The following is a 12320-nucleotide window of genomic DNA, read 5'->3' on the forward strand; positions in this document are numbered from 1 at the left end:
GTCCGTCGAAGAGATCGTGGCACAGCCCACTGACAACGCCGCCGACCACGCAGCGGTGCGCCGACCGGACCCAAGGGCCGGCCGGCGCACCGTCGTTCACCAGGGGCGACGACCGTGCCGGCCGTCGCCGGATCAGCTCAGCAACTCGGCGGCGAGCGTGATGTTCTTGACGCCCGCCAGGGCCTGGCTCACCGGGCAGTTCTTCTTGGCGTCCTCGGCGGCCGCCTGGAAGTCCTCCTCGGACAGACCGGGAACCCGGGCCTTGACGGTCAGGACGATGCCGGTGATGCCCTCGCCCGGCTGGAAGGTGACATCGGCCTGGGTGTCCAGGGCCTCGACGGTGTAGCCCTTGCCCGCCAGACCGTGCGAGAAGGCCATGGAGTAGCAGGAGGAGTGGGCCGCCGCGATCAGCTCCTCGGGGCTGGTGCGGCCGTTGGGCTGCTCCGCGCGGGAGGGCCAGTTCACGTCGAACGAGCCGATGTTGGAGGACGTCAGGGCGACGGTGCCCTTGCCCTCCAGGAGGTTGCCTTCCCAGTGGGTCGAGGCGGTGCGCGTGGTTGCCATGGTGCATAACTCCCGGTTGTGGTGCGAAAGCGATCGGCCGTCAGCTTAGTGATCGGGAAGCGGCCCGCGCCCGCTCCCCGCCATGGCGTGTGCGGGGCGCCCGCGCCGCGTACGGGTGCGATGGACGCCCCCGCAGGCCCCGCCCGGTAGCATCCGAGGCCGTGCGCACCGTGCGCATGACGGATGACCTGGGAGGAGCCACCCGTGGCGGGTGAACCGCAGGCCGACTGCCTGTTCTGCAAGATCGTGGCGGGGGAGGTGCCGGCGACCATCGTCCGGGAGACCGAGACCACCGTCGCGTTCCGCGACATCAACCCCCAGGCACCGACGCACGTCCTGGTCATCCCCAGGGTGCACTACCCCGACGCCGCGGCCCTCGCCGCCGCCGAGCCGCAGGTCGTCGCCGACATACTGCGCGAGTCCCGCGAGGTCGCCGCCGAGGACAAGGTCGAGGACCGCGGCTACCGGGTGGTCTTCAACACCGGCGCCGGTGCGGGGCAGACCGTCTTCCACGCCCACCTGCACGTGCTCGGTGGCCGTGGCCTCCAGTGGCCCCCCGGGTAATCAGCCGTGTCCGTACGCGAACTGGTCGTCCTCGGCACCGCCAGCCAGGTCCCCACTCGGCACCGCAACCACAACGGCTACCTGCTGCGGTGGGACGGCCAGGGGCTGCTCTTCGACCCCGGCGAGGGGACCCAGCGCCAGATGCTGCGCGCCGGCGTCGCCGCCCACGACCTCAACCGGATCTGCATCACGCACTTCCACGGTGACCACTCGCTCGGCCTGGCCGGGGTGATCCAGCGGATCAACCTGGACCGGGTGCCCCACCCGGTCACCGCCCACTACCCGGCCAGCGGGGAGCGCTTCTTCGACCGGCTGCGCTATGCCACCGCGTACCGGGAGACGGTCCGGCTGGTCCAGCGGCCGGTCGCCGTCGACGGTGTGCTGGAGCGGTCGGCGTCGTACGTCCTGGAGGCGCACAAGCTCTCGCACCCGGTCGAGTCGTACGGCTACCGCCTCGTCGAGCCGGACTCCCGGCGGATCCTGCCGGAGCGGCTGGCGGAGCACGGGATCAGCGGGCCGGACATCGGGCGGCTCCAGCGGCTCGGCGAGCTGAACGGCGTCACCCTCGACGAGGTGAGCGAGCCGCGCCCCGGACAGCGCTTCGCCTTCGTCATGGACACCCGGCTGTGCCCCGGGGTCCACGCCCTCGCGGAGGGCGTGGACATGCTCGTCATCGAGTCGACGTTCCTCGACGAGGACGTCCAACTGGCCGTGGACCACGGCCATCTGACCGCGGGGCAGGCCGCGGAGGTGGCCGCCCGGGCGGGGGTGCGGCACCTGGTGCTGACGCACTTCTCGCAGCGCTACGACGACCCCACGGAGTTCGAGCGGCAGGCACGCGCAGCGGGTTTCACCGGCGAACTGGCCGTCGCCAAGGACCTGTTGCGCGTGCCGATGCCGAAGCGGCGCTGAGCGCCCGGAGGTGCGCGGTTACGGCAGGTAGTACATCGGGTTCGGCATCTTGAAGGCACGGTCGGCGGCGCCGCCGCTCAGGTCGCTGTACTGGTCACCGAAGTTGGCGACGATGTGGTAGCCGAGCGACTCGATGTGCTTGCGGGTACCCGACTTGTACTCGATGGTGGTGCAGGTGGCGCCGCAGGGCAGGTAGGCCGGCGGGTGCTCCTTGTCCTTCAGGTAGACGTGGGTGCGGTCGAGGGCCACGTCGTAGCCGATGTTCTTGAGGTTGCGCACGCTCCAGTCGCGCTGCGCCTCCTTGCGGCCGGTGATGAAGAAGACCTCGGCGCCCTTGTCGTGTGCCCAGTTGACGAGCCGGTTCATACCGAACACCGGGTCCATGTCGGTGCTTTCGAGGTACTTGTCCTGGCTCTCGGGGGTGAAGTGGAAGCCCACCTGGAGCTCGTAGTTGTAGGTGAGCAGGGTGGTGTCGTCCATGTCGAGGACGATGGCGGGGCGGGTCGTCGCGTCGGTCCCGGAGTGCTTGGCGAGGGCCTTGGTCAGGTAGGTGCGGGCCTTGGACTCGATGCCGCGGACCTGGCGGGCGTAGTTGCTGCGCGGGGAGGCGTAGTGCTCGCCGTCGGCCGTCACCGTGTCGCCGTAGTACGCCTTGATCTTGTCCTGCACCTGCGTGAGGTTGGGGATCTCCTTGTCGGTGCGCGGCACGGAGTGTTCCGCGGTGGCCTGGCCGATGCCGAAGGCGGCGGTGCCGGCGACGAGGGCGGCGACCGTGGCGGCGCCGAGGCGGGCGCGACGGGACAGGCCGAGGCGGAAGCGAACGGGGCGCGGCATGCGCGGCTCCTTCGGTGAAGCAGGTTGTGGGGTCACCGGTAGATGTAACAGAGCCTCATATGCCTATCTACGCGCGAAGATTCAAGGATTGGCAAAGGCTACGCGTGGAGGGTTTGTGCAACCGGGCGACTGCCGGGGGTGCGGGTATTGACGGTCGGATGGCGGCTCCCTAGTCTCCACGCGCATGCGTGGACGTCGTCTATATATAGGAACGAGCCGAACGAGTCGCAGGAACAAGCCGAACGAGTCGTAGGAACGAGCCGAACGAGTCGTAGGAACGAACTGAAGGTGCCCGGATCTCGCCCCGACCCCGCAGGAGCCTTTGGATGACCCCCTCCCCGCACCGCCTCGACATCGCCGAGGTCCGGCTCACCCCGATCCTGGTGGCCGATCCACCCCTGCTGAACACCCAGGGCGTACACCAGCCGTACACGCCCCGACTGATCGTCGAGGTGGTCACCGAGTCGGGCGCCACCGGCGTCGGCGAGACCTACGGGGACACCAAGTACCTCGACATCGCCCAGTCGTTGGCGGGTGCGCTGATCGGTCGGCCGGTCACGGACCTGAACGGTCTGCCCGCCCTCGCCGCCGAGGTCTGCGGTGACTCGTCGGCCGCGACCGCCGCCGCCGCCGTCGACACCGGCGGACTGCGGGGCGCACAGACCGCCGACAAACTGCGGCTCTCCGTCCTCTCCGGCTTCGAGGTCGCCTGCCTGGACGCCTGGGGCAAGGACACCGGGCTGCCCGTGCACGCCCTGCTCGGCGGCAGGGTGCGCGACCGCGTGGAGTACAGCGCCTACCTCTTCTACCGGTGGGCCGAACATCCCGGCGGCCGTGGCGAGCGGGACGACTGGGGCGCGGCGCTCGACCCGGCCGGCGTGGTCGCACAGGCCCGCCGGCTGGCCGACACCCACGGCTTCAGGTCCTTCAAGCTCAAGGGCGGGGTGTTCGCACCGGACCAGGAGGTCGCGGCGATCCGGGCGCTGGCCGACGCGTTCCCCGGCCGGCCGCTGCGGCTCGACCCCAACGGCGCCTGGAGCGTGGCGACATCGCTTGAGGTCGCCGACGCGCTGCGGGACGTGCTGGAGTACCTGGAGGACCCGGCGAGCGGCACGGCCCGCATGGCGGAGGTCGCGTCCGCCACGGATCTTCCCCTGGCGACCAACATGTGCGTGACGACCTTCGACGAGATCGCCGAGGCCGTCACCCGGGGCGCCGTCCAGATCGTGCTCTCCGACCACCACTACTGGGGCGGGCTGCGCAACACCCGCGAACTCGCCGCCGTCTGCCGCACCTTCGGCATCGGCCTGTCCATGCACTCCAACACCCATCTGGGCATCAGCCTCGCCGCGATGACGCACGTCGCGGCGACCGTGCCGGACCTCCACCACGCCTGCGACAGCCACTACCCCTGGCAGACCGAGGACGTCCTCACCGAGCGGCTCGCCTTCCGCGACGGCCGGATGGACGTCAGCGACGCCCCCGGCCTCGGTGTGGAACTCGACCGCGACCGGCTCGCCGCGCTGCACCGCCGCTGGCTGGCCGACGACGGCGCGCTGCGCGACCGGGACGACGCCGCGGCGATGCGGCTGGCCGACCCCGACTGGGTCACCCCCGCCGTCCCGCGCTGGTGACCGGCACCGGCGCGGCCCGCGCGGCGGAGCCGGAGATCACGGACCTGGCCGGGGTCCTGCGCCGCGCGGTCCGGCACGCGTACGGTGAGGCACGGCTCAGTGGCGGTACGCCACAGTGGTCCCGTACGTGATCTTTGAAAGGGGCTGTTCCGATGGCACAGGAAGTGCGCGGCGTGGTGGCGCCGGGGAAGAACGAACCGGTCCGGCTGGAGACGATCCTGGTACCGGATCCGGGGCCGGGCGAGGCCGTGGTGAAGATCCAGGCGTGCGGGGTGTGCCACACCGATCTGCACTACAAGCAGGGCGGCATCAACGACGAGTTCCCGTTCCTGCTCGGGCACGAGGCGTCCGGCGTGGTCGAGTCCGTCGGCGACGGCGTCACCGACGTCGCCCCGGGCGACTTCGTCATCCTCAACTGGCGTGCGGTGTGCGGCCAGTGCCGGGCCTGTCTGCGCGGCCGTCCCCAGTACTGCTTCGACACCCACAACGCCGAACAGAAGATGACGCTGAAGGACGGCACGGAGCTGACCCCCGCGCTGGGCATCGGTGCCTTCGCCGACAAGACGCTGGTGGCCGCCGGGCAGTGCACCAAGGTCGACCCGGAGGTGTCGCCCGCGGTGGCCGGACTGCTGGGCTGCGGGGTGATGGCGGGCATCGGCGCTGCCCTCAACACCGGCGGCGTCGGTCGCGGCGACGCGGTCGCGGTGATCGGCTGCGGCGGAGTCGGGGACGCGGCCGTGGTCGGCGCGCGGCTGGCCGGCGCGTCCAAGATCATCGCGGTCGACATCGACGACCGCAAGCTGACCACCGCGCGCACCATGGGCGCCACCCACACCGTCAACTCCCGCACCATCGACCCCGTCGAGGCGGTCCGGGAACTCACTGGCGGCTTCGGCGCGGACGTCGTCATTGACGCGGTCGGCCGGCCCGAGACCTTCCAGCAGGCCTTCTACGCCCGCGACCTGGCCGGAACCGTCGTCCTGGTGGGCGTCCCCACCCCGGACATGACCCTGGAACTCCCCCTGCTGGACGTCTTCGGCCGCGGAGGGGCTCTCAAGTCCTCCTGGTACGGCGACTGTCTGCCCTCCCGGGACTTCCCGATGCTGATCGACCTGCACCTTCAGGGCCGGATCGACCTGGCCGCCTTCGTCACCGAGACCATCGGCATCGAGGACGTCGAGCGGGCCTTCGCGCGGATGCACGCCGGCGACGTCCTGCGCTCGGTGGTGGTGCTCTGATGGCGGCCCGCATCGACCACCTGGTCACCTCCGGCACCTTCTCCCTCGACGGCGGCACCTGGGAGGTCGACAACAACGTCTGGATCGTCGGCAACGACGACGAGGCGGTCGTCATCGACGCCGCCCACGACGCCGACGCCATCCTGGAGGCCCTCGGCGGCCGGACGCTGCGCGCGATCATCTGCACCCATGCGCACAACGACCACATCGACGCCGCCCCCGCGCTGGCCTCCCGCACCGGTGCCCGGATCCATCTGCACCCCGCCGACCTGCCGCTGTGGAAGATGACCCACCCCGACACCGCACCGGACGCGGAGCTGGCCGACGGGCAGGTGCTGACCATCGCCGGCACCGACCTGACCGTGCTGCACACCCCGGGGCACGCCCCGGGCGCGGTCTGCCTCTACGCGCCCGACCTGCACACCGTCTTCACCGGGGACACCCTCTTCCAGGGCGGCCCCGGCGCCACCGGCCGGTCCTACTCGGACTTCCCGACGATCGTCGCGTCGATCCGGGACCGGCTGCTGACCCTGCCCCCGCAGACCCAGGTCCGTACCGGGCACGGCGACTCGACGACGATCGGGGAGGAGGCCCCGCACCTGGACGAGTGGCAGCGGCCCTAGCGGCTGCGCCGCGGGAGCGCGGCCCGTAGGGCGTGGGCGAACAGATCCCGTAGGGGACGGGAGCGCCCCCTGCGGGGCCACAACGCGGCGGGGGCGGACGGTATTCCGTACGGGTGCCGGACGTGCTCCCGTCTCCTCACGCCTCCTTGGCCGCCCGCTCCAGGATGCGGGCGGCCACCGCGGGGGAGTCCACCAGGGGGTGCAGCGCCAGCGCCCGCAGGGCGGCGCCGCGGTCCTTGAACACCGCGGCCTCGACCGCCGCCCGTTCCACCGCCTTGACCTGCAACATCAGCCCCAACTGGTCCTCCCGCAGCGGCGCGCAGGGCAGCGGCCGGGCGCCGCGGTCGGTCACCTCGCACACCGTCTCCACGATCGCCTCCGGCGCCAGCTGCGGCACCGTCGTCCCGTTGCGGACGTTGAGGATCAGCCGGGTCCCGCTGTTCCGGATGATGGCGTGCATCAGGGCCAGCGCCACCCGGTCGTACCCGCCGCCCTCCAGGTCGTGGCTGTCGCGCTGCCAGCCGCCGCTGGCCTCCCGGCTGTGCGCCATGTACGTCTCCTCGCGCTCCAGCCGGGTCCGCTCCCACAGCGCGTACGACGCGTCGGGGTCGCCGGCCGCCGCGGCCCGCGCGAAGAAGCCGCCCTGCTGCCGGTCGAGGAACTCGCCGCGGGTCTCGGGGGTGTCCCGTACGGAATCGAGGGTCTCGCGGCGGAAGTAGTAGTAGTGCAGGTACTCGTTGGGGAGCGCCCCCAGGGTGCGCAGCCACTCCGCGCCGAACAGCCGGCCCTCCTCGAAGGACCCCAGCGCGGTGTCGTCGGCGAGCAGCCGCGGCAGCAGCTCGGTGCCCTCCAGCGTCAACGACCGCAGCCAGCCGAGGTGGTTGAGCCCCACGTAGTCGTAGCCGACGTCGCCGTGTTCGAAGGCCGCCGGGTCCGCGCCGGCCGCCCGCGCCGCCCGGCGCACCAGCCCCACGGGTGAATCGCAGATCCCGATGACGCGGTCGCCCAGCACCTGGGACATCGCCTCGGTGACCATGCCGGCGGGGTTGGTGAAGTTGATGACCCAGGCGTTCGGGGCGAGCGCGGCGACCCGCTCGGCGATGTGCAGCGCCACCGGGATCGTCCGCAGACCGTAGAGGACCCCGCCCGCACCGACCGTCTCCTGGCCGAGCACGCCCTCGGCGAGCGGGATCCGTTCGTCGCGGATCCGGCCGGCCGTACCGCCCACCCGTATCGCCGAGAAGACGAAGTCGGCGCCGGCCAGCGCCTCGTCCAGCCCCTTCGCGACCCGTACGGGCACCGGCGCCGGATGCCCCCGGGCCAGCCGTGTCAACACCGCGGCGATCACCGCCACCCGGCGGGGATCGGTGTCGTGCAGGACCACCTCGGAGACGGATCCGGCCGGGTCGGCCAGCAGCGCGCGGTAGACCAGCGGCACCCGGAAGCCGCCTCCACCGAGAATCGTCAGCCTCATGGGGCGGAACGTACCCCAGCATCAGGCACACTGGCGGCACGTGCCGATACGAGAGGGGCGTGCACGGTGAGCAGCCGACGCGATGTCCATCCGCCCGCGGGGCCGGCCGCGGTGTCACCGGGGCTCGATCCGCTGGCCGAGGTGCGCGCCGAAGGCGATCCCCGTACCGACGTGTACCTCACCGGCACGGTCTTCTTGGACATCATCTTCACCGGCCTGGACTCCGCGCCGGTCCGCGGCACCGAATCCTGGGCCCGCGGCATGGGTTCCAGCCCCGGCGGCGTCGCCAACATGGCCACCGCGCTGGCCCGGCTCGGGCTGCGCACCTCCCTCGCCGCGGCCTTCGGCGACGACAAGTACGGCGAGTACTGCTGGGAGGTGCTCGAACAGGGCGAGGGCATCGACCTGTCGCTGTCGCGCACGGTCCCCGGCTGGCACTCCCCGGTGACGGTCTCCATGGCGTACGAGGGCGAGCGCACGATGGTCTCGCACGGCCACGAGGCGCCGCCGCCGGACTTCGCCTTCGACGGCAAGCACGCGCCGGGCTGCCCGCCGCCGTCCCGGGCCTGCATCGCCTCGCTCGTGCCCGGCCGACGGGAGGGCTGGCTGGGCTGTGCGGCCGGCCGCGGCAGCCGGATCTTCGCGGACGTGGGCTGGGACGAAAGCGGCCGATGGGACCCGGCCGACCTCGCCGACCTCGAACACTGCGAGGCGTTCCTGCCGAACGCCGAGGAGGCGATGCGCTACACCCGCACGGACTGCCCGCGCGCGGCCGCCCGCAAGCTCGCCGACCTGGTCCCGCTCGCCGTGGTCACGCTCGGTTCCAAGGGCGCGTACGCGGTGGACGGGCGGACCGGCGAGACCGCCGAGGTGCCCGCGATCGCCGTGCAGGCGCTGGACCCGACCGGCGCCGGCGACGTGTTCGTGGCCGGGTTCGTCACCGGCACGCTGGCCGACTGGCCGCTCGCCGACCGGCTGTCCTTCGCAGGGCTGAGCGCCGCCCTGTCCGTGCAGGAGTTCGGCGGTTCGCTCGCCGCGCCCGGCTGGGCGGAGATCGCGGCGTGGTGGCAGCAGGTGCGCGGGCGCGGGGCGGGCGCGGCGGCGGGAAGCAGCGCGGCTGGGTCGGGCGGAAGCAGCGCGGCGGAGGGCCTGTGCCGCCAGTACGCCTTCCTGGACGAGGTGCTGCCCGCCCCCGGCGCGAGCACCGGCTCCACCGGAGCGGCCGACGCCGCACGCCCTGGCGGGCCCGCCCCGATGGCCCGCGCCGTGCCCACCATCGGCTTCCGCCGGCCGGCCTGAGCGGCGCCCGCACGGACGGCTGCCCGCCCGCTCGGGCCGGCGGCACGGAAAAGCCCTCGGGCTTGTCAGTGCCCCGTCGTACTCTTGTATCGCAAGGAGCCGGTGCAGGCAGGCACCTCTGATGAGCAAAGGATGGGGGTTGAGCAGGCCACCGAGCCGCCCTATGACTCAGACACCCACGCAACCGCAGGCGCACGCCCAGTTCACCGTCCCGGCCAAGCACCCGATGGTCACGGTGCTGGGTTCCGGAGACTCGCTACTGCGCGTGATCGAAAAAGCCTTCCCGGCGACCGACATCCATGTCCGGGGGAACGAAGTCAGCGCTGTCGGCGACCCCGGGGAAGTCGCCCTCGTCCAGCGCCTCTTCGACGAGATGATGCTGGTGCTCCGCACCGGACAACCGATGACGGAGGACGCAGTGGAACGCTCGATCGCCATGCTGCGCGCGGCGGAGGACGGCGACGGAGCGGTGAGCGAGACGCCCGCCGAGGTGCTCACCCAGAACATCCTGTCCAACCGCGGGCGCACGATCCGGCCCAAGACCCTCAACCAGAAGCGCTACGTCGACGCCATCGACAAGCACACCGTCGTGTTCGGCATCGGCCCGGCCGGCACCGGCAAGACGTATCTGGCCATGGCCAAGGCCGTCCAGGCGCTCCAGGCCAAGCAGGTCAACCGCATCATCCTGACCCGCCCCGCGGTCGAGGCCGGCGAGCGGCTGGGCTTCCTGCCCGGCACCCTCTACGAGAAGATCGACCCGTACCTGCGCCCGCTCTACGACGCGCTGCACGACATGCTCGACCCCGACTCCATCCCGCGCCTGATGGCGGCGGGCACGATCGAGGTCGCGCCGCTGGCGTACATGCGTGGCCGGACGCTCAACGACGCGTTCATCATCCTCGACGAGGCGCAGAACACGAACCCCGAGCAGATGAAGATGTTCCTCACCCGCCTCGGATTCGACTCCAAGATCGTCGTCACCGGTGACGTCACCCAGATCGACCTCCCGGGCGGCACGAAGAGCGGTCTGCGGCAGGTCCGGGAGATCCTGGACGGCGTCGCCGACGTGCACTTCTCCCTGCTCACCAGCCAGGACGTGGTCCGGCACAAGCTCGTCGGCCGTATCGTCGACGCCTACGAGAAGTACGACAGCCGCAACGGCCAGTGAGCCGGGGCACCGCGCGATCAAGAAGCGAGAAGCAACTCCCCTCATGTCCATCGACGTCAACAACGAGTCCGGCACGCAGGTAGACGAGCAGGCGATCCTGGACGTCGCCCGCTACGCCGTCGCCAGGATGCGAATCCACCCGCTCTCCGAGCTGTCCGTCATCGTCGTCGACGCCGAGGCCATGGAGCAGCTCCACCTCCAGTGGATGGACCTGCCGGGACCGACCGATGTGATGTCCTTCCCGATGGACGAGCTGCGTCCGCCGACCAAGGACGACGAGGAGCCCCCGCAGGGGCTCCTCGGTGACATCGTGCTGTGCCCGGAGGTCGCCGAGAAGCAGGGCGCGGAGGCACCGACCGGGCACAGCATGGACGAGGAGCTCCAGCTGCTGACCGTCCACGGCGTGCTCCACCTCCTCGGCTACGACCACGAGGAGCCCGACGAGAAGGCCGAGATGTTCGGGCTTCAGGCGGCGATCATCGATGGTTGGCGCGCCGAGCGGGGCCTGACCGGCCCCTCCCCGGCCCCCACCGTCACCTGACGGGCGCCCGCGATGACCACCCAGCTGATCGCGGTCGCGGTCCTGCTCGTCGTGATCGCCTGGCTCGCCGCCTGCGCGGAGGCCGGGCTGGCCCGGACGACCAGCTTCCGGGCCGAGGAGGCGGTCCGCTCCGGCCGCCGCGGCAGCGCCAAGCTCGCCCAGGTCGCCGCCGACCCCACCCGCTACCTCAACGTCGCGCTGCTGGTGCGGGTGGGCTGCGAGATGGCCGCCGGCGTCCTGGTCACCTACGCCTGCCTGCGGTCCTTCGACGAGACCTGGCAGGCGCTGACCGTCGCCATCGCCGTGATGGTGCTGGTCTCCTATGTCGCCGTCGGCGTCTCGCCGCGGACGATCGGCCGCCAGCACCCGCTCAACACCGCCACCGCGGCGGCGTACGTGCTGCTGCCGCTGGCCCGCATCATGGGCCCCATCCCGCAGCTGCTGATCCTCATCGGCAACGCCCTCACCCCCGGCAAGGGCTTCCGCAAGGGCCCGTTCGCCTCCGAGGCCGAGCTGCGCTCGCTGGTCGACCTGGCGGAGAAGGAGTCGCTGATCGAGGACGAGGAGCGCCGGATGGTGCACTCCGTCTTCCAGCTCGGCGACACCCTCGTCCGCGAGGTGATGGTGCCGCGCACGGACCTGATCTCGGTCGAGCGCTTCAAGACCATCCGCCAGGCGCTGACCCTCGCCCTGCGCTCCGGCTTCTCCCGGATCCCGGTGACCGGCGAGAACGAGGACGACATCGTCGGCGTGGTCTACCTCAAGGACCTCGCCCGCAAGGTCCACATCAGCCGCGACGCCGAGAACGAGCTGGTCTCCACGGCCATGCGGCCGGCCGTCTTCGTTCCCGACACCAAGAACGCCGGTGATCTGCTGCGCGAAATGCAGCAGGACCGCAATCATGTCGCGGTGGTCATCGACGAATACGGCGGCACGGCCGGAATCATCACCATCGAGGACATCCTCGAGGAGATCGTCGGCGAGATCACCGACGAGTACGACCGTGAACTGCCGCCCGTGGAAGAGCTCGGCGACGGCCGTTATCGCGTCACCGCCCGGCTCGACATCGGCGATCTCGGTGAGCTCTACGGCCTGGCCGAGCTGGACGACGAGGACGTCGAGACGGTCGGCGGACTGCTGGCCAAGCTGCTCGGCCGGGTCCCGATCGCCGGTGCCACCGCCGAGGTCGACGTCGCGGACTACGCGGCCGACTCCGGTCTGAAGGCGCTGCGGCTGACCGCCGAGTCCCCGGCCGGCCGGCGCAACAAAATCGTGACGGTGCTGTGCGAGCCGGTCCGTTCGGAGGACCTGAAGGAATCCGAGGAACTCTCCGCATAATCCGCGACACATTCGGGAATATTCTGCGCTGCGCGCGGCAGCAGAAAAGCAGTTGTGTCGTTCGCCCGGCTACTTATCTCCAGTGCACCGGAAATGTTCTGCAAGCCATTTCCGGTGGGGCTGGATTCTTC

Annotated in this window: 13 protein-coding genes; 10 read left to right on the forward strand and 3 right to left on the reverse strand. The window is 71.2% G+C overall.

Features of this window, described 5'->3' with window-relative positions:
• Positions 1–132: 132 nt before the first annotated feature.
• Positions 133–564 carry an OsmC family protein gene (locus AB0C96_RS06740; protein ID WP_362914391.1) on the reverse strand — a complete coding sequence of 144 codons (432 nt, stop codon included), beginning with the start codon at positions 562–564 and terminating at the stop codon, positions 133–135.
• A gap of 204 nt (positions 565–768) precedes the next feature.
• Here AB0C96_RS06740 and AB0C96_RS06745 point away from each other — a divergent pair, with 204 nt between their 5' ends.
• Both AB0C96_RS06745 and AB0C96_RS06750 read left to right on the forward strand, forming a co-directional pair.
• Positions 769–1128 (forward strand): histidine triad nucleotide-binding protein, encoded by a 360-nt coding sequence (locus AB0C96_RS06745; protein WP_362914393.1) that lies wholly within the window; start codon positions 769–771, stop codon positions 1126–1128.
• A gap of 6 nt (positions 1129–1134) precedes the next feature.
• Complete coding sequence (locus AB0C96_RS06750) at positions 1135–2040, forward strand: ribonuclease Z (RefSeq protein ID WP_362914394.1); 906 nt, start codon at positions 1135–1137, stop codon at positions 2038–2040.
• 18 nt (positions 2041–2058) lie between these two features.
• Here the strand turns inward: AB0C96_RS06750 and AB0C96_RS06755 are convergent, their stop codons facing one another.
• Positions 2059–2874, reverse strand: coding sequence for an HAD family acid phosphatase (locus AB0C96_RS06755; protein ID WP_362914396.1), 816 nt, complete (start codon positions 2872–2874; stop codon positions 2059–2061).
• A gap of 326 nt (positions 2875–3200) precedes the next feature.
• Here AB0C96_RS06755 and AB0C96_RS06760 point away from each other — a divergent pair, with 326 nt between their 5' ends.
• The 4 genes from AB0C96_RS06760 to AB0C96_RS06775 are packed head-to-tail and all read left to right on the forward strand — an operon-like array spanning position 3201 to position 6369.
• Positions 3201–4508 (forward strand): glucarate dehydratase family protein, encoded by a 1308-nt coding sequence (locus AB0C96_RS06760; protein ID WP_362914398.1) that lies wholly within the window; start codon positions 3201–3203, stop codon positions 4506–4508.
• A complete protein-coding gene (locus AB0C96_RS06765; protein ID WP_362914399.1) occupies positions 4505–4639 on the forward strand; it encodes a hypothetical protein in 135 nt (44 codons plus the stop codon). The genes AB0C96_RS06760 and AB0C96_RS06765 overlap by 4 nt, the downstream gene beginning before the upstream one ends.
• 21 nt (positions 4640–4660) lie before the next feature.
• Positions 4661–5746 carry an S-(hydroxymethyl)mycothiol dehydrogenase gene (locus AB0C96_RS06770; RefSeq protein WP_362914401.1) on the forward strand — a complete coding sequence of 362 codons (1086 nt, stop codon included), beginning with the start codon at positions 4661–4663 and terminating at the stop codon, positions 5744–5746.
• A complete protein-coding gene (locus tag AB0C96_RS06775) occupies positions 5746–6369 on the forward strand; it encodes an MBL fold metallo-hydrolase (RefSeq protein WP_362914403.1) in 624 nt (207 codons plus the stop codon). Before AB0C96_RS06770 ends, AB0C96_RS06775 begins: the two co-directional genes overlap by 1 nt.
• 136 nt (positions 6370–6505) lie before the next feature.
• On the opposite strand, the gene AB0C96_RS06780 is transcribed toward AB0C96_RS06775, so the two are convergent.
• Positions 6506–7843, reverse strand: coding sequence for a 6-phospho-beta-glucosidase (locus AB0C96_RS06780; protein WP_362914405.1), 1338 nt, complete (start codon positions 7841–7843; stop codon positions 6506–6508).
• 66 nt (positions 7844–7909) lie between these two features.
• On the opposite strand from AB0C96_RS06780, the gene AB0C96_RS06785 reads away from it, so the two are divergent.
• The 4 genes from AB0C96_RS06785 to AB0C96_RS06800 all read left to right on the forward strand — a co-directional run bounded on the left by AB0C96_RS06785 (position 7910) and on the right by AB0C96_RS06800 (position 12189).
• The gene (locus AB0C96_RS06785) at positions 7910–9142 is read left to right on the forward strand and encodes a PfkB family carbohydrate kinase (protein WP_362914407.1); all 1233 of its coding nucleotides are present in this window, start codon (positions 7910–7912) and stop codon (positions 9140–9142) included.
• A gap of 163 nt (positions 9143–9305) precedes the next feature.
• Positions 9306–10310 carry a PhoH family protein gene (locus AB0C96_RS06790; protein WP_362914409.1) on the forward strand — a complete coding sequence of 335 codons (1005 nt, stop codon included), beginning with the start codon at positions 9306–9308 and terminating at the stop codon, positions 10308–10310.
• Between the two features lie 43 nt (positions 10311–10353).
• Positions 10354–10851 (forward strand): rRNA maturation RNase YbeY, encoded by a 498-nt coding sequence (gene ybeY / locus AB0C96_RS06795; RefSeq protein ID WP_362914411.1) that lies wholly within the window; start codon positions 10354–10356, stop codon positions 10849–10851.
• 12 nt (positions 10852–10863) lie between these two features.
• Positions 10864–12189 carry a hemolysin family protein gene (locus AB0C96_RS06800; RefSeq protein WP_362914413.1) on the forward strand — a complete coding sequence of 442 codons (1326 nt, stop codon included), beginning with the start codon at positions 10864–10866 and terminating at the stop codon, positions 12187–12189.
• Positions 12190–12320: the final 131 nt, after the last annotated feature.

The sequence above is a fragment of the Streptomyces sp. NPDC048506 genome, assembly GCF_040651315.1.
In the GTDB taxonomy this organism is placed as follows: Bacteria; Actinomycetota; Actinomycetes; order Streptomycetales; family Streptomycetaceae; genus Streptomyces.